Below are 17,633 nucleotides of genomic sequence, written 5' to 3' on the forward strand. Positions count from 1 at the left end.
GCTCAGACCAAACTTTGTTGGTATCCCTGTTGGTATCGCCGAAGTCCGAAAACATTTATCACCAGAGTTTCAACCTGTTAGTTCAATAGTTCTGCTCCCGTGGGAGGAGCCGAGCGGTGTGACGTCAGTGCGAGGCAATGCAGCCGGACTGATCGCGGCATCGAGACAGCGCGCGGCGGCCGATGGTCTGCGGGGGCAGGTCCAGCACGTGCTTGCTCGCCTGCAGGGCTGATTGCCCGCTGGGCTCGGCGTAGCCAATCTGACAGGGGGAGCCTATCCCCGGCGCGCCCAGGCTTCTCGACCGCGCCGTTGATTATATTGATCCGATCTCTCCGCAAAGGGACCCATTTTCTGGCGCGGTTTTCCGTGCCAGAAATGTGGGAGGTCCCAATTTTTTCCGGGGAATTTTTTCGCAGAGGGACCCATCGCCGGGGTCCTGGGAGGTTCAATGACCCAACCAAAACACCTGCGGCGCTGGACCATGCCTGCGAATTACTTCGGCGCGGTCTGGCCGGCTTACTATTCCTCCGGCGTCGGCCAATCGCGCGACAGCGACGCATTGGAGCGCAGCAACTTCGAATGCATGCTCAAGGCGCTCGGCGGCGAGACCGAGACCGTCGTTGTCGTTCGCGAATTGCACTGGGCTGTCGGCTGGGTCGAATGGATCGCGATCCATCAGGATGACGAGAAGGCCTTGAAGATCGCGGACGACATCACGGGCAAGCTCAAGCGGTCGACGTTGAGCAAGAAGAAGCCGACCCAGCCTAGAAGAACTGCTACGACCCGAAAGAGCGGATCAAATACTCCAGCAGACGCGGCCAGCGCGCCGCTGGTGAGCGGGCACGATCCCGTGGCGGATCGATAGCGGCGAGGCGGCCCAACGCATCGGTGGGTTTCCTTAGCTGCGCGCGGTGGCTTTCGGACCTCATAGTGGCCGATGGTGTCCGTTATTGAGGGTGAAGCCGACCTCCGGGTTGAGCACCCGGACTTCTGAGTTTGACCCGTTTCGGACATGGGCATAGCCGGACATCAGCCCACAATTCTGTTATATAAGCATTCAGTTTCCCCAAGCCGAGGGGGATGCGTCATGAGCAGCGAGCACGTAGAGCGGCGATTGGCGGCTATTCTGGCGGCGGATGTCGCGGGCTCCTGCCGCTTGATCGGGATCGACGAAGAAGGCACGCTGGCGCAACTGAAAGCTCTTCGAAAGAAGCTTTTCGATCCCAAGATCACTGATCATCGCGGACGCATCGTCAAGAATACCGGGGACGGCGCTCTCGTTGAGTTCGCCAGCGTGGTCGACGCCGTACGATGTGCCGACGAAATCCAACGCGGCGTGGCAGAAAAAAATACCGATGTGCCGCAGGACAAGCGGATCGAGCTCCGCATCGGCATTCACGTTGGTGATATTATTACCGAAGAGAACGATATCTTTGGTGACGGGGTTAATATTGCGGTGCGTCTCGAAGGCATCGCGGAGCCCGGCGGTATCTGCATTTCAGACGACACCTACCGGCAAATTCGGGGCAAGGTAGATATCGCCTTTGAAGATATGGGCCCGCAGAACCTGAAGAATATTACCGAGCCGATGCGCGCGTGGCGCGTGAGGATCAACGCTGGCGCTTCTGCGGCAGCGTCGATAACGCTGCCGACCAAGCCCATCCAAGCTCTAGCACTACCCGACAAACCTTCCATTGCGGTACTGCCCTTCCAGAACATGAGCGGCGATCCAGAGCAGGAATATTTTGCCGACGGGATCGTGGAGGACATCACCACGGCGCTATGCCGGTTTAAGGCGCTGTTCGTCATCGCCCGGAACTCGAGCTTCACATACAAGGGGCGCGCCGTCGACGTAAAGCAGGTAGGGCGCGAGCTCGGGGTGCGCTACGTGTTGGAAGGGAGCGTCCGTAAGTCGGCCAACCGGGTGCGCATCACGGGACAGCTCGTCGACAGCGCCACGGGGGCACATCTTTGGGCAGACAGGTTTGATGGTGGGCTCGGCGACATCTTCGATTTGCAGGACCAGGTGACTGAGAGCGTTGTCGGGGCGATCGCGCCGGCGGTGGAAAAAGCCGAGATCGAGCGTGCCAAGCGCAAGCCGACCGAGAGCCTTGACGCCTATGCCCTCTATTTGCGCGGGTTGGCCAAGCTTTATCAGAGTTTTGGTAACCGGCAAGCGAACGAAGAGGCGTTGCGCCTCTTCTACAGTGCGATCGAGCTCGATCCAGATTTTGCGTCCGCCTACGGCCGTGCCGCCTATTGCTACCCCTGGGCCAAAAGCGAGGGCTGGATTTCAGTCACAGGGAACGAGATTGCCGAAGTGACGAGGCTCGCTCAGCGCGCGGTTGAATTGGGAAAAGATGATGCGATGGCGCTGGCCACGAGCGGCTGGGCGCTGGCGTTTGTTGTTCGCGATCTCGAGGGAGGCGCGGCCTTAATCGATCGCGCGCTGGTGCTCAATTCCAACTTGGCCGAGGCGTGGTTTTGCGGCGGCTGGGTGAAAAATTGGCTCGGCGAGCCGAAACTGGCGATCGAGCGCTTCGCACGTGCCATGCGCCTAAGCCCACTTGATCCGTGGGCTTCAGCAATGCAGAGCGGGACCGCGCATGCCCATTTCTTCCTGGGCCGCTATGACGAAGCGGCATCGTGGGCGGCAATGGCATTGCAGGACAATCCGGATTTTCAACCTGGATTACGTATGGCCGCCGCAAGCAATGCAATGGCCGGCCGGCTTGAGCAAGCCCATAAGGCGGTGGCCCGGTTGCGGCAACTGAATCCGGCGCTGCGTGTTTCCAATCTCAAAGACGTGCTGGGCCCTTATGGACATGCCAACCTCTCGCGATACGAGGAAGGACTGCGGCAAGCCGGACTGCCCGAATGACCATCACAGCCAAGGTGCCCACACGCGGCGACAGCGTGGGAGTGCGACTTCCGCTTCATTGGCACAAAGCTGACATGCCGATGCAGTCGCCCCATGTCCGCTGTTGAGGGATCAACGGACTTGGCTGGGACACGGCTCGAAGTCTGAAAATGACCCTGGCTGTTTGAAAACGTGAAATCTTGCGAACGCTGGAGAATCTACTTCTCAGATCACGCGGCACTGGAGCTCAGTATGCTCTTCGTAGTTTCAAAAGCGGCGTCAGAAGGAGTGCTTTTCTCCGCAATTTGCGTGCCGTCGCGTTTTCACACAGCCAAGACCCATTGCCGACACTCGGTAAGTTTCGAGCTGAAGTGTCTTCCTGTCTTCTTTTGAACTTTCGGCGTTCGGTTGGGGGGGCCGCCCGCCGGAGCAAGGCCGCTGAACTTTCCAGCCAAAGGTGGGCTGGACGTGATACTATTTCTGCTACCTGCGGTGATCCGCAGAGGGTATCCCGCGCGGGAGGGAAACCCGGATGGCTTCGGATCAGATCAAGCGCAAGCTCGCTGCCATACTCGCCGCCGATATTGCCGGGTATAGCAGGCTGATGGGGGCGGACGAGGCCGGCACGCTCGCGCGCCTCAAGGAATATCGCCGAGAGCTGATCGACCCCAAGAACAAGCAGTATCGCGGTCGCGTCGTGAAAACGACGGGTGATGGCATCCTCATTGAGTTTCCGAGCGTCGTGGATGCGATATCCTGCTCGCTCGAGGTCCAGCAGGGCATGCGCGAACGCAATGCCGATATCCCTCCAGAGAAACGCATAGAGTTCCGCATTGGGATCAACCTAGGCGATGTGATTGTTGAGGGGCGCGACCTCTATGGCGACGGGGTCAACATAGCGGCGCGATTGGAGGGGCTAGCCGAGCCCGGTGGCATTTCCATATCGCAGACCGTCCTCAATCACGCACGCGGCAAGATCGCCTTTGAGTTCGAGGATCTTGGCGAGCAAGCCCTCAAGAACATCGCCCGACCCGTGCATGTTTACCGGCTGCTGCTCAATTCCAGCCGTGGCGACGTGGCATCTCGGTCTTCGGAACCACAGCTGGCCTTGCCGGACAAGCCGTCCATCGCCGTGCTGCCGTTCGAGAACATGAGCGGTGACCCCGAGCAGGAGTATTTTGCGGACGGCATGGTTGAGGAGATCATCACTGCGCTCTCGCGGTTCAAATCGTTGTTCGTAATCGCTCGCAATTCGAGCTTTACGTTCAAAGGCAAAGCCGTCGATATCAAAGAGGTCGGACGTAGGCTTGGCGTGCGTTATGTCCTTGAAGGGTCTGTGCGTAAGGCCTCGGGGAAAGTCCGCATCACCGGGCAGTTGATTGATGCCGCGACCGGAGCGCACATCTGGGCGGACAGGTTCGAGCGCGACCTGACAGATGTTTTCGCTCTTCAGGACGAGGTGACGGTCGCCGTTGTCTCGGCCATTCAGCCAAAGCTGCTTCAAACAGAAATCGAAATGGCGACGCGGCGGCGACCGGAGAACCTCACCGCCTATGATTTTTTTCTCCGCGCCATCCAGCAGTTTTACCTAGCGACCCGCGAAGGTTTGGCCGAGACGATAAGGCTGGCGCATCGCGCCTTGGAGTTGGACCCTCGGTTCGGCCTTGTTGCGGCTTGGGCAGGCGTCAGTCATATGAATAACGTCGTGCGCGGCTATGCTGACGATCCTCAATTCGAGCGCAAGGAAGCAATTCGGCTTCTTCGCTTGGCCTTGAGCATCGACGATAGTGATCCTGACACGTTGGCATGGGCTGCCGTCATCTCGGCGTTCATGGTCGGCGATAGTGAAAGTGAAATCGAAATGGCTGACCGGGCGGTCGCGCTCAACCCAAATTCATACATCGCATGGAACAGTCGAGGCTGGGTTTATGAAATCGCGGGGTTGCCCGAGGAAGCAGTCAGGAGCTTTGAACGTGCCATTCGCGTCAGCCCGGTTGACCCGCTGCTATACCTCTCGCTTGATGGGATGGGGCGTGCCTTTATTGAGCTTCGGCGTTTTGACGAGGCCATCGTCGTAGGGAAGAAAACCCAACGTCAAAGCCCCTCCTATGTGGGAGCTTACTCCTGTCTCGCGTCGGCTTTTGCCCATCTCGGACGTGACGCGGAGGCGCGTGAGGCGGCGGCTCGTCTGCTTCAGGTCGATCCCGCCTTCACAATAGCCGCGAGGATGGGTCGGCGCAGACAATCACACGTGAAGCTATTGATTGAGGGCCTTCGGAAAGCGGGGTTACCCGAATGAGCCCGGGCACGCTGCCGAAGGCGGGATAACCGGAATGACCGCTTCTGGCACGTTTGAGACATGCCGACCGCCACGATGAATGTCCGCTTCCGGTGGAAGACCGGAAAACATCTGCTCTGGTTGAGTATTTCGCATTTTGACCCAACTCGGACATTAGCGCCCGCGCATGAACAACACTGTTATCCCCGATGGTTTCGAGCGCCACTTCCGGCGGAGCCCGCTCACCGATCCTTGGGAGCCATTGTATTCAAAGCGGACGGACAAAGCCGTGATCGTGGGGTTGCGGTTGGCCAAGCCGCATACCAATGCCCACGGGCTAATTCACGGCGGGCTGATTGCGACGCTCGCCGACAACGCGATGGGTTATAGCTGCGGGCATCAATTGGGCGGGACGTATATGGTGACAATCGGGCTCACGGTGGATTTCATCGGCAGCGCGCAGGTCGGCCAATGGCTCGCCGTCGAGCCGGACGTGATCAAGACCGGCAGCACGATCTGCTTTGCGCAATGTCTTGTCAAAGCCGACGATGTCGTCATAGCGCGCGCCAATGCGACGTTCCGCGTGGTGCGTCAAATTGACCAAACGCCTGCCTCGGGTGGGCGGCCTTAGCCTCAACGATTTCGCCCCGCCGCATACTGTAGCGTAGATCCAACCCCAATAAAGGAGCGCGCTGATGCCTGCCATGCACGAGACAAACCTCGACGGACGCGTCGCGATCGTTACCGGATCGGGACAGAACATTGGCGCAGCCATTGCGCGCCGGCTCGCGGAGGCAGGCGCGGCCGTTGTGGTCAACGGCCATACGTCACGCGAGAATGTCGAGCGCACTGTTTCCGAGATTCGGGAAGCCGGCGGGCGCGCCGTCGGCATCATGGCCGATGTCTCGGACCCGAAGGATGTCGGGCGTCTCGTCGCGGAAGCCAATGCGGCCTTCGGGCCGGTGGACATTGCCGTCTCGAATGTCGGGCGGCGATTGCTCAAGCCGTTCGAGTCGATCAGCATCGAGGATTGGGACTGGGCAATCCGGACCAACCTCTCATCCTGCTTCTATCTCGCGCATCACTTGATCCCGGCGATGAGGGACCGGATGTGGGGCCGAGTAATCCACGTGTCCGGGTTCGACGGTTTCACAGGTCATATCGTCAATCGCGCCTACAACATCGCTGCAAAGGCAGGGATGCACGGCTTCTCGAAGGCGCTCGGGCGCGAGCTCGGACCGTTCGGCATCACGGCAAATACGGTCGTGCCCGGTGCGATCGATACTGAACGCGACTGGAGTCAGTATCCAGGGAGGAACGTCGAGGCGACAAGGAACGCAATCCCGGTGCGCAGAATCGGCCATGTAGACGATATCGCCTATGCATGCGTCTATCTCTGCACCACAGGTAGCTTCGTCAACGGGCAGGCCATCCATCTGAACGGCGGCCAGTACATGTTCTGAAGCCGGCAGACGACGCCTCGCACAAGCCCATCGACAGCGGCCTTGTGACAAACCTCGCGCGGCCGGGCGGCAACCTCACGGGCTTTTGGTCTTTCGAACCGGATATGGGCCGCAAGTGGCTCAGCGTGCTCAAGGAGACCGCAGCAAATATGCGCCGGGTGGGGGTGCTATTCGGTTCGGACACCCCGATCGATCTGGCAATGATGCGTTCTGCCGAGGCGGTCGCACGAGCGCTCGGGATCACGATCGCGGGCGTCACCCCTGACACCACACCACAAGGTCGACCGCTCCCGCCAGAGGGGAGCCGTGGGTGGGTGCTGCCGATCTACTCGATGCCGGGGTCGAGAAATATTGATCCCCGCTCGTCCAAAGGGACCCGCATTTTTGCGCGGTTATTTTTCCGTTCGGTTCTCCGCGCACTTCCCTTATTTTATTTTTTCCTTGAGCCTCTGCCGAGCCCGCTGATCGCTTTGACCGTTCGCCGCACTTCGGCACCGGAGCCGTCGGAATAACGCACAGGCGACGTTCCGGCCGCGATGCCCGCCCGCCCGCGCGGCCAAGGCGCAGTTCTCGTAATAGAACTGCCTGCCGATCATCGACCGCGCCGAGATGCGGATGGCAGATGCGATATATGCCGAGCAGGAGCGGGGCGAGGTGCCAAGCGTTGGAGTGAGCACGATGGTCCGAGCCTCGGACAATCACGCCGTGACCTTCGCCGACCTTGGCGTCACCAGGCGGCGATGCCGGCGTCGATGTTGGCGAAGGCGCAATCCAGGGCGCGCTGGCAGAAGAGGACCGCGATCCGGGTTCTTCCGCGATGTCCGCTTCCGGGGGGCGCAGCGGAAGTTGTGTTTCGGGGCCGGGAGGTCCGAGTCTGACCCCTATGCGACATCAGCGGGACTGTGCTTCCTCCGCTCGAACCACACTCGGCCACTTTCAGTGTGCTAATTTAACTCGCTACGATACTCGATCCCGAAATGGGAGGCTCAGATGAGATCATCCAACGTTGTGACGCTGGCTGCCGCGACCATAGTAACTGGTGCGAGCGCTGCTTATGCCGCTAGCGAGACGATCACCATGAACGCAATCGATGCCAACGGCGACGGCAAGGAGATTGGCACGCTTGTTTTGTCCGATACCCAAACAGGGTTGCAGATCACGCCACGGCTGGTCGGTCTACCGCCGGGCGACCATGGATTCCATGCCCACGTTAATCCGAATTGTGGCCCGGGCCCTGGACCGAATGGCCAGCCAGCGGCCGGCATGGCGGCGGGTGGCCATTATGACCCAGCCGACACTGGCAAACACCTCGGACCGTATGGCGAGGGCCACAAGGGCGACATGCCCGTGCTAACCGTCGATGCTAGCGGCAAGGCCACGGAGGCCGTGGTAGTGCCGCACCTCATTGTGGCCGACGTCAAGGGGCGCTCGATTATGATCCACGCGGGCGGCGATAATTACTCCGACCAGCCAGCGCCCTTGGGTGGTGGCGGCGCGCGCATCGCTTGCGGCGTTGCCAAGTAGAACTGCTAATGCTGCTCGCGCTGGCCAACGAGATCATCAAATAATCCGTTGCTGCGGTGCATGAGTCCGGAAATAGCACTTTTCGGAAGTTGGTCCTCAGTCCCGGCCGCCCGATATGCTACATGTGAAACCGCACTTTGGGGTGCGGTGCAACAGCCGTCGGGTAAGTTCGTTCGTACAGATGACGTTTCTTGCATAATCGGAATGGTTCCGATCTGTTAGCGATGCCGGTCAGCATTTCGCTTTCGGCGGTGGAAGGGGGTATCTGCTATGACGATCAAAACATTTTTCACAATTATTGCTGTTCTTGCCCTGGTGCATGGTGTCGGTTTTGTACTAGCTCCAGAACAGGTAGCCGCCAGCTATGGAATGGCAACTTCGGCTTCAACCGTGCTTATGGCGCGACTATTTGGTGCAGCGCTGGTGGGATTGGGCCTCATTTTCTGGTTCGCCCGGGACGGCTCATCGGAGTCCATGCGCGGCGTGTTTATACCTACCATTATCGGCAACACAGTTGGGTTGATTGTAGTTGTCATGGGGACCACGGCAGGTACGCTGAATTCAATGGGATGGGTTGCTGCTTTAATCTATCTCTTCGGAGCGGCGGGCTCTGCCTATTTCGTGATGGCGCGATCACCTCAGCTATCGTCGCGCTAAAATTCAATATCGTCCTTTCGTCTGCAAGGATTGATGGTCGCCTAATCTTTGATCATCAGGTTTGAGCCGCCTTCGGGCGGCTTTTTCTTTGGTTGATTTGGTTCGCCATGTCTGTTGTTGGCACATCTCGGACATAGCCGGCCGCGCTGATGATGTCGGATTACCGGGGTGAACCGGACATCGCGCCGGCAATGCCGGCGAAGGTGTCGGCGTTCGCGAAACCATGAATCACTATGCTGCGCAAGTCCGCCGGGGCTGATCGGCGAGGCTGATTAGGTCGTCGGCATTGCGGACCGCGCCTTCCAGCGCCGCGCGGGCGAGGACGAAGAGGTCAGGCGCGAGATAGCGGCGGCTTGTCTCGCCAAGGCGGACGAGTGGAACGAGCCCCGCTCAATGAACAGGACTGACGACCGAATGTACGATGTGGCTGAGACGACCGGGGTCTCCTCGGCCCTTCACCCAGCCAGTTCGAATTCTTTGAGCGGGACCTGAGACTGCAAATAGCCCATCAATGACGTCCGTTCGTCAATTGGCAGCTTCGAGAGTGAACCGAAAAGAGTTCGGTCGCGAGCGCTCAATTCAGCAAAGTTGCCTTCCTCAAGCAAGGCTCGGCTCCGTGGGTCTAACACGAAGGCAACAAAAACCGTACGCAGTTCGCGGCTGTGGGTAACGGGTCGATACTCTCGCGCTTAGCTTCGACGACGGCTACAGGGCGCTGGTCCGTGTTCTGAAGGACGTAGTCCACGAAACCCTGCGGTACTTGCTCGAAGTCCCGACCCAAGTCCTGGCCGGGGGGAAACGCCTGCCCTGTTACGCGATGTTCGCAGATGATGTTCGCTAGCCGCCCTTGCGCATCCGGGTAGAAGCGCCAGCCCGCTTCTTCCAAAAGCTTGTTGATGGTGATGCGGGCCTGGGCTTCGGAGGGCATCGTTGATTACTCCAGTTGGCCGTTGCCCCAGACGCGGCCGAGGACACGTTGGATTTTGGCCTCGAAGTGGGGGAGCAGCGAACGCACCGCCTCCATCTGCGCCGCCTCCGCGTCCAACTCCGCCACGATTCGGCGTTGCTCCTCCAAGGGAGGCAGGGGGATTTCGATGGCCTTGAGAATGTCCTGACTCAGGTTATTGATGTTCGCGCCACCGCCCATCATTTGAGCGCGGAATTCCGAAAGCCGGAGCAGGAATGCGTAGAATTTTGGCTCGCACCGGTTTCGGTCAAGCCGCATCCGAATTGTGAAAGCCGAGTGGGTCACGCGGATACCGTTAGGTTGAACCAACAGGCAGCGTCCCACGAGTTCCTTGCTTCCGTTGGACCGGACAAAGATCAAATCGCCGTCTTCGAGGACGTGGCCTTCACTCAATATTCCGTCAGGAGTGATTTCGTCCAGATCGTCGAGCGGCGCGACGACGTGGCTCTGGAAATGGCGGACTCCGAGAACCTTGATACCTTTGCCAGCGCTTTCCTTGGAGTAGTTGACACCGTTCTTGAACTCAGCGACTTCGCCGACCTCAATCGTCGTCCAATCGGACGAAACAACGACGCGGGGAATGTAGCTCGCAAGAATCTGGCGAGCGCCGTCGAGGACCTGCTGGTAGCCATCGATCTCCGCCACGATTCGCTGTTGCTCCTCCAGCGGCGGCAGCGGGATTTCGAGACTCGCAATCAATTCGCGTGAGACGTTGGGAAACGTCGAACCTGTGCCGAGCGCGAGAATTTCATCGCGCTTAGCTCGAATCATCTGGTTCACCCATGCCTGTTGTTTTCGTTCTTTGGCGCGGATTGCAGCGACACCCCGGCCGATGCAGGCGCGAAAGCCCGCGATATTCATCCGGCCTGCAGTAGCTCCGCGAACACAAAGAATGAGGTCGCCTTCTTCGCAGAGTTTTGTCGGAGCAGTCGTGTGCTGTCGGACTATCGTCTTGGAAAAAGGATATGGACCAAATTCAACCGGACCATTGATCAAGGGGGTGCCTTCACCTTTCTCGTTGTAAGTGTCGCCGGGTGGGCTCTGCCCCATGACTACCTCAGTAATCTCATCCAAGCGGACAACTGGAAAACTTGAGGTGGCGACATTACTGTTTGTCGGATCAGCTGAGATATTCACTGAGCGGTTCGACAACAATTCCGTTTTCTCAACTAACCTCCACACTAACGGACTGTCGAAGTCATCGTTCAGTTTCCCATTGAACCAGGCCTTCGCCACGCGCTCCGCTTCCGGCAGGTCATTAGCCTCAATGGGGTTTCGTTTGTCGCCGAGGTCGAAGCCGTCTGCGTTGATTTTGAGGAAGAGGATTTCCTTGGTCTGCCGCGCGAGTTTCTTATTGAGCAGCAGAATGCTGGTCTTGACGCCGGAGTAAGGCTTGAACACGCCCGCCGGAAGCGAGACGACGGCGACGAGCGAATCCTCGACGAGGAAGCGGCGCAATTTAATATAGGCGTTCTGCGTGGTGGCCACGATGCCGTTGGGCACGATGACGCCGCCGCGTCCGTCGCTGGTGAGGTGCTCGGCGATATAGTCGGTGAACAGCACCTCGGCCTTCTTTGCGGCGATGCGGAATTTTGTATGGGGGGTGACGCCACCTTTCGGGGTCATGAAGGGCGGATTCGCGAGAATGAGATCGGCCTTCTCGTTCCACCGCGCGTCGTTCGTGAGAGTATCGTAGATGTGGATGGCGGGATCGGGAAAGTCGTGGAGGAAGAGGTTCACCTTGCTCAGCTTCACCATCTGATCGTCAACGTCATAGCCGGTCAGATTGCCGTAAACTTTCTGGCGCTGAGCGTGCGTGAGCCGGTCGCCCGGAATGGTCGAGCCGGGCGAGGTGTGGTGCCCGAGGATGTGCCGGTAAGCGGAGACGAGGAAGCCGCCTGTGCCGCACGCGGGGTCGAGAATTTTGTCGTCGGGTTGTGGGTCGAGGCAGGCGACCATAAAATCGATGATGTGGCGCGGAGTACGGAACTGGCCGTTCTCGCCCTGCGCGCCGGAGACTTGGAGAAGATATTCAAAGGCGTTGCCAAGTTCCTCGCTGTGCGAATAGGCAAACCCGTTCACTTCGGTAAGGAACATGGTGAGGATGCGGCCGTCGCGAAACTTCAAGAAAGCGTTTCGGAAGATGTCGCGAAAGAGGACTGGCAAATGCGCGCCGGGAGCGACCCGCTTGCCATTTACTTCCATATCCGCTCCGCCGAGCAGCTCGATGCCACGGGCAAAGCGGTTCATCCGCTCATCGGCGGAAACAGTCTGCGGCATCAAGGCACGCCAGCGGTAGTCCGTCAGCGGGCCGATAAAGAAGGAGCGCTTGCCACCGAGATTCACGGACTCGTCGTCGAGGTCGTCCATGAATTTGTAGATGAGTGCGATGGTGATGAGTTCGACCTGATTGGACGGCTGCGGGAGTTTACCAACGAGGACATCCCGGCACGCATCAATACGGCGTTTGGTATCGGAGGTTAGCATCAAAACTCTGAGATTGGGGGGTGAGCGGAAGCGCTAATCGACGAAGGGAATCAAGACCCTACTCAAGTCTTCGGTGAACGCCAATAACCGTGGCGTCAAGCCAACCGTGAAGATGCGCATACAGTCCGCGCTGCGGCCCGCCAGCAGCGCGCGGCGGCGAGGGCGGCTGATATCGCACCGCCGGTAGCGGAGCTGCAGGCGGCTGGCAACGTCGCTGCAGGCCATTACGCCAGCCTCAACGCTCGCGGCATCCCGACAGCGCGCGGCGACGGCGAATGGTCCGCTGCGCGTTCTTGATCGGCTGCCAGCATGATCCCGGAACGCCACGCCCCGATTTCAGAACTGGGTCCGGTGCATACCGGAGGGAGGGCTAATAGGGCGGAGCCTCCGATTTAGTCCAACAGTCGTTCGCCAAATCGGGACCCATTTTTCAAAGGGAGGTGTCGCGCGCGGTGTTCTATTACGCGGCCGGTATTCTTTGCAGGGACGGCGTCTTCGGTTGGGCTACGACCTCACCGAGGCCGGCGAGGGCGAGCGCATCCTGGCCGGCGCTGTTGTCGAGCGGTTTATCCGCCGCAAGGATGGCGAGTTGGAGCCGATCACGCCAGGATCGACGGCGGCGGTGGCGGAGGTCCGGAACCATGCCGGGGTCGTCTCGGTGAAGCGCTACAGCTTCACCATGCCCTGACTGGCGCTCAGGGCATCCAGCACAGCCTCAAGAACCATGAGGGGAAAGGCGTCCAGATCGTCGGCGAGGCAAGACGGGCGCGGTGGCGATTGGCGGCCAATTAGAAAAAACCCCGCCAGAGGGGGCAGCCCCCGGCGAGGTTTCTCTCTTGGTGCGCCCCACTGAGAATAGGTGCGCAGGGGTGTATGTGCCTTGCACCTTACAGGAAACTGACGCGCAGCTTACGAGGCCCCCAAATATCGCAGCGTCGCTAGCAATGGTGTCCAACAAGTTAAGGAGGCCAGACCGGCACGGTCGCGTTTGAAAGAGGCCGCCAGAGCCGGTCGCGGAAATCTGGACAGAACGATAAGTGGAATTTCTGCCTGACAGCGGCGATAATTGCCGTGAACAGGAGAGACCATGAGCAGACGACCCCGGCGGAACCACTCACCGGCCTTCAAGGCGAAGGTGGCTCTGGCCGCCATCAAGGGCGATCGGACGATAGCCCAGCTGGCGGAGCATTTCGACGTTCACCCCAATCAGATTACGGCCTGGAAATCACAGCTTGAGGGCGGCGCCTCTGATATTTTCGGATCGGGGGGCGGGACGCCGGCCACGCCCGCGGTCGATGTGAAGTCGCTGCATGCCAAGATCGGGGAGCTGACGCTGGAGAACGATTTTTTAGAAGGCGCGCTCACCAAGGCGGGATTGCTGAGCGCAAAGCGATGATCGACCGTAAGCACGATCTGTCGATCACCAAGCAGGCAGAGATTTTGAAGGTCAGTCGCGGCAGCGTGTACTATCTGCCGCGTCCAGTCTCTTCAGCCGACCTCGAGATCATGCAGCGTCTCGATCGGCTGCACCTGGAGTATCCCTTCGCCGGTTCGCGTATGTTGCGAGGCCTGCTGGCTTTGCAGGGGTGCAAGATCGGCCGCCGGCATGTGAAGACGCTCATGCGGCGGATGGGGATAGAGGCGCTCTATCGCCGTCCGCGCACCACCAAGCCCGAGCCCGGCCACAAGATCTATCCGTATCTGCTGCGCGGCATCGAGATCCGGCGGCCGAACCAGGTCTGGGCCATGGACATCACGTACATTCCGATGGCGCACGGCTTCGTCTATCTCGCCGTGGTGCTGGACTGGGCGACACGTCGTGTTCTGTCGTGGCGGCTGTCGATCACGATGGAGGCGGCCTTCTGCGTCGAGACCCTGGAAGATGCCTTGGCTCGCCACGGCAAGCCGGACATCTTCAACACCGATCAGGGCTCTCAGTTCACCGGCGCGGCGTTCACCGGCCTGCTCGCCAGCAATGGCATCGCCATCAGCATGGATGGCAAAGGGGCCTGGCGGGACAATGTGTTCGTCGAACGGCTGTGGCGCAGCGTCAAATACGAGGAGGTCTATCTGCGAGCCTACGAAACCGTCGGCGAGGCGCGACATTCGATCGGCCGGTATCTCGACTTTTACAACGGCCGACGTCCTCATTCGAGTCTTGACGACATGACCCCGGATCAAGCCTACTTCGATCTTCCGCCGCTCCGCGCGGCGGCCTAACCTCGGCAGAGGCTCCACTTATCGACGCGGAATTTTTGTTCAGACAACCGGGGCCAGCTCAGCCAACTGAGGCGGCGCAAAAGAAAGGACCGCCAAATCGGTCAGAAAGATTAGTGCTTAGGGAAGCACTTTTTCTCCAGCAGGTTGACTTGGCCTTGGTCGGTAATGACCGGGTCTTGGTGTGAGGTTTCCCCGATCATGACGGTGCCGCTGATCTGAAATCCGTCCCCTGACTTTGACACGTCATTGCAGGGCACCTGGTCTATGATTTGGTGCCAATTCGAACCTTTGAAGATTGTAGTGGTGGTGGCTATGCCATGAGTCCAGCCGCCCAAGACGAAGGTGGTGACCGGAAGCAAAGCCAGTGCCCAGCGTTTCGGTATCATATTGCGAATCTCCAGTTAAGTGCTGGCCGAAATAGAGAGCCGGTCGCGGAAATCTGGACAGAACGATAAGTGGAATTTCTGCCTGACAGCGGCGATAATTGCCGTGAACAGGAGAGACCATGAGCAGACGACCCCGGCGGAACCACTCACCGGCCTTCAAGGCGAAGGTGGCTCTGGCCGCCATCAAGGGCGATCGGACGATAGCCCAGCTGGCGGAGCATTTCGACGTTCACCCCAATCAGATTACGGCCTGGAAATCACAGCTTGAGGGCGGCGCCTCTGATATTTTCGGATCGGGGGGCGGGACGCCGGCCACGCCCGCGGTCGATGTGAAGTCGCTGCATGCCAAGATCGGGGAGCTGACGCTGGAGAACGATTTTTTAGAAGGCGCGCTCACCAAGGCGGGATTGCTGAGCGCAAAGCGATGATCGACCGTAAGCACGATCTGTCGATCACCAAGCAGGCAGAGATTTTGAAGGTCAGTCGCGGCAGCGTGTACTATCTGCCGCGTCCAGTCTCTTCAGCCGACCTCGAGATCATGCAGCGTCTCGATCGGCTGCACCTGGAGTATCCCTTCGCCGGTTCGCGTATGTTGCGAGGCCTGCTGGCTTTGCAGGGGTGCAAGATCGGCCGCCGGCATGTGAAGACGCTCATGCGGCGGATGGGGATAGAGGCGCTCTATCGCCGTCCGCGCACCACCAAGCCCGAGCCCGGCCACAAGATCTATCCGTATCTGCTGCGCGGCATCGAGATCCGGCGGCCGAACCAGGTCTGGGCCATGGACATCACGTACATTCCGATGGCGCACGGCTTCGTCTATCTCGCCGTGGTGCTGGACTGGGCGACACGTCGTGTTCTGTCGTGGCGGCTGTCGATCACGATGGAGGCGGCCTTCTGCGTCGAGACCCTGGAAGATGCCTTGGCTCGCCACGGCAAGCCGGACATCTTCAACACCGATCAGGGCTCTCAGTTCACCGGCGCGGCGTTCACCGGCCTGCTCGCCAGCAATGGCATCGCCATCAGCATGGATGGCAAAGGGGCCTGGCGGGACAATGTGTTCGTCGAACGGCTGTGGCGCAGCGTCAAATACGAGGAGGTCTATCTGCGAGCCTACGAAACCGTCGGCGAGGCGCGACATTCGATCGGCCGGTATCTCGACTTTTACAACGGCCGACGTCCTCATTCGAGTCTTGACGACATGACCCCGGATCAAGCCTACTTCGATCTTCCGCCGCTCCGCGCGGCGGCCTAACCTCGGCAGAGGCTCCACTTATCGACGCGGAATTTTTGTTCAGACAACCGGGGCCAGCTCATAGGCCACTCGGCGATTTATCACTTGGTGAGAATTGAGCCCGCTTCGGGCAAGGAAAAACCCGCCGGGTTAGGGCGGGTTTTCAGAGCTATGCTCTTAGTTCTTGATAGAATTTTTTGGCGAAGATTGCCTCAAAGCCGTCCGGCTGTACGAGGGCGAGATTTGCCTCTCGAACAATCTTGGCTTCGACGACGACACGTCTGGCTATCGTTCTGCGTTTGAACATCCATCGGGCTACTGCCACCCAATCCCACAGCGGACTCTCCGTTGTGACTCTGGCGACCGGTGCGGGAAAATCTTCCGCTCGCTCTCCCTTAGCGTACAGAGAGACTGCTGCGCGCGATATGTTCGCGCGTGCCGCGATGTCAGACAAGCTCACCAAGTAGTCGGGCTCGATGTGTTCAACGATGGCACCAGCGCTTTGTACATCCTTTACAGCAGACAAAAGCGCATGCACGAAATTGCGCCCCTCTCTGGTGAACTCAAGAACGATAGCGCCTTTTTGGATTGAAATGGTCGCGTCATCGCAGCCCGCTTTAAAGAATCTATCTTCAAAGTCGTCAGCCTCGTAATCCATTCCTGATGCGATAATTGTGAAGTTAAAAACGCTCATTTCATTCACCGTTGTGGTTGCAGCGGTTCACAATTCGTATGATATCCTTGGCATGCGACTCCGGCACCCTGGGCGTGGACCAAACGGAGATGCGGCACCCGTCTCTTGTGTGATGGGGACAAAAAATCCTTCCCCAAATCGAACCGGCTGACATCGCAACTGTCCAACCCTTTGATTCAGCGTAGGAAATGGCAGATTCAATCTCCTTCTTGGAGTGCTTTGACCGAGCCATTCTGTCAACTTCTTGTTGACGAACTGTAAACAGATGTCAACACCATTTAGTTCCTTCAACCCCCTGCAGGTTCAATATCGTTAATCAATATACTGAGAGTTGCACTTGCGCCACGGGCCTAAGCCATTCAATTCACTGCTTTCCACCCTCAATTACCGTAAGCTTGCGCCGCCGATCCGGAGGGGGCTCAGTCGGCAATATGGCGCTGCCAATAGCCGGTGAAGTCCACCGACTTGCCCGCTTCATCACCAGCGCCGATACGCGGCTCACCTGATCGCCATTCGAGATGCTGCGGTTATGCGAGTCGCTGCTGGCCGCCCGATCCGGGTTCATTTGATCACTCGATAGGCCTTGGCCCGCTTGTGTCGCGGCGGCGGCGTCGCCGGGTCCGGCTTGCCGTGGTTCAACGCCCGCAGGACAGCGACATGCGCCAGCATGACGATGCCGCCGCGATCGGCCGCGTCGATCAGCATCTGCATCGCGAGTTGCCAGTGTTCTTGCGCGGACGTTCTTCGCCGGCAAAGCCAAGATGTAGCCGGCGGCGTCCTTGAGCGTGACGGAGCTGGCCACCGCCGGGCAGGGGGATCGGGTCGTCAAACCGGCGTTGCCAGCCGGTGTCCGGTCTCACTGGCTT

At 59.3% G+C, this 17,633-nt stretch carries 16 protein-coding genes; 11 read left to right on the plus strand and 5 right to left on the minus strand.

What is annotated here, in order from left to right; all coding sequences use genetic code 11:
- The first annotated feature begins 448 nt into the window (after window positions 1-448).
- The 8 genes from NL528_RS21955 to NL528_RS21990 all read left to right on the plus strand — a co-directional run bounded on the left by NL528_RS21955 (window position 449) and on the right by NL528_RS21990 (window position 8,782).
- Entirely contained in the window at window positions 449-865 is a 417-nt protein-coding gene (locus NL528_RS21955; protein WP_309184735.1) for a hypothetical protein, read from the plus strand.
- Window positions 866-1,087: 222 nt separating this feature from the next.
- Complete coding sequence (locus NL528_RS21960) at window positions 1,088-2,881, plus strand: adenylate/guanylate cyclase domain-containing protein (RefSeq protein ID WP_309184736.1); 1,794 nt, start codon at window positions 1,088-1,090, stop codon at window positions 2,879-2,881.
- A 511-nt stretch (window positions 2,882-3,392) separates the two neighbouring features.
- A complete protein-coding gene (locus NL528_RS21965) occupies window positions 3,393-5,159 on the plus strand; it encodes an adenylate/guanylate cyclase domain-containing protein (protein ID WP_309184737.1) in 1,767 nt (588 codons plus the stop codon).
- A 166-nt stretch (window positions 5,160-5,325) separates the two neighbouring features.
- Complete coding sequence (locus NL528_RS21970; protein WP_309184738.1) at window positions 5,326-5,769, plus strand: PaaI family thioesterase; 444 nt, start codon at window positions 5,326-5,328, stop codon at window positions 5,767-5,769.
- A gap of 64 nt (window positions 5,770-5,833) precedes the next feature.
- A complete protein-coding gene (locus NL528_RS21975; RefSeq protein WP_309184739.1) occupies window positions 5,834-6,601 on the plus strand; it encodes an SDR family oxidoreductase in 768 nt (255 codons plus the stop codon).
- A gap of 44 nt (window positions 6,602-6,645) precedes the next feature.
- A complete protein-coding gene (locus tag NL528_RS21980; RefSeq protein ID WP_309184740.1) occupies window positions 6,646-7,113 on the plus strand; it encodes a hypothetical protein in 468 nt (155 codons plus the stop codon).
- 478 nt (window positions 7,114-7,591) lie between these two features.
- Window positions 7,592-8,125 (plus strand): superoxide dismutase [Cu-Zn] SodC, encoded by a 534-nt coding sequence (gene sodC, locus NL528_RS21985; RefSeq protein ID WP_309177098.1) that lies wholly within the window; start codon window positions 7,592-7,594, stop codon window positions 8,123-8,125.
- A 270-nt stretch (window positions 8,126-8,395) separates the two neighbouring features.
- Window positions 8,396-8,782, plus strand: coding sequence for a hypothetical protein (locus tag NL528_RS21990; RefSeq protein WP_309177097.1), 387 nt, complete (start codon window positions 8,396-8,398; stop codon window positions 8,780-8,782).
- A gap of 622 nt (window positions 8,783-9,404) precedes the next feature.
- On the opposite strand, the gene NL528_RS21995 is transcribed toward NL528_RS21990, so the two are convergent.
- Both NL528_RS21995 and NL528_RS22000 read right to left on the minus strand, forming a co-directional pair.
- On the minus strand, window positions 9,405-9,710 hold the full coding sequence (locus NL528_RS21995; protein ID WP_309184741.1) for a hypothetical protein: 306 nt from the start codon (window positions 9,708-9,710) through the stop codon (window positions 9,405-9,407).
- 6 nt (window positions 9,711-9,716) lie between these two features.
- A complete protein-coding gene (locus NL528_RS22000; RefSeq protein ID WP_309184742.1) occupies window positions 9,717-12,236 on the minus strand; it encodes an N-6 DNA methylase in 2,520 nt (839 codons plus the stop codon).
- Window positions 12,237-12,735: 499 nt separating this feature from the next.
- Between NL528_RS22000 and NL528_RS22005 the strand changes: the two genes are divergently transcribed.
- Both NL528_RS22005 and NL528_RS22010 read left to right on the plus strand, forming a co-directional pair.
- Entirely contained in the window at window positions 12,736-12,924 is a 189-nt protein-coding gene (locus NL528_RS22005; RefSeq protein ID WP_309184743.1) for a hypothetical protein, read from the plus strand.
- Window positions 12,925-13,323: 399 nt separating this feature from the next.
- Window positions 13,324-14,456 (plus strand): IS3 family transposase gene (locus tag NL528_RS22010; protein WP_143206051.1). Its coding sequence is split into 2 segments (ribosomal slippage): window positions 13,324-13,579 and window positions 13,579-14,456, totalling 1,134 coding nucleotides; the frame shifts between segments, so codons are not numbered across the junction.
- Between the two features lie 110 nt (window positions 14,457-14,566).
- On the opposite strand, the gene NL528_RS22015 is transcribed toward NL528_RS22010, so the two are convergent.
- Window positions 14,567-14,842: a hypothetical protein gene (locus tag NL528_RS22015; RefSeq protein ID WP_309184744.1), complete on the minus strand. Its 276-nt coding sequence runs from the start codon at window positions 14,840-14,842 to the stop codon at window positions 14,567-14,569.
- 119 nt (window positions 14,843-14,961) lie between these two features.
- On the opposite strand from NL528_RS22015, the gene NL528_RS22020 reads away from it, so the two are divergent.
- Window positions 14,962-16,094 (plus strand): IS3 family transposase gene (locus NL528_RS22020; RefSeq protein WP_143206051.1). Its coding sequence is split into 2 segments (ribosomal slippage): window positions 14,962-15,217 and window positions 15,217-16,094, totalling 1,134 coding nucleotides; the frame shifts between segments, so codons are not numbered across the junction.
- 148 nt (window positions 16,095-16,242) lie between these two features.
- Here NL528_RS22020 and NL528_RS22025 read toward each other — a convergent pair.
- Window positions 16,243-16,767 carry a hypothetical protein gene (locus NL528_RS22025; protein ID WP_309184745.1) on the minus strand — a complete coding sequence of 175 codons (525 nt, stop codon included), beginning with the start codon at window positions 16,765-16,767 and terminating at the stop codon, window positions 16,243-16,245.
- A gap of 561 nt (window positions 16,768-17,328) precedes the next feature.
- Entirely contained in the window at window positions 17,329-17,478 is a 150-nt protein-coding gene (locus NL528_RS22030) for a hypothetical protein (RefSeq protein ID WP_309184746.1), read from the minus strand.
- Window positions 17,479-17,633: the final 155 nt, after the last annotated feature.

Origin of the sequence: Bradyrhizobium sp. Ash2021 (assembly GCF_031202265.1) — a bacterium.
Classification (GTDB): Bacteria; Pseudomonadota; Alphaproteobacteria; order Rhizobiales; family Xanthobacteraceae; genus Bradyrhizobium.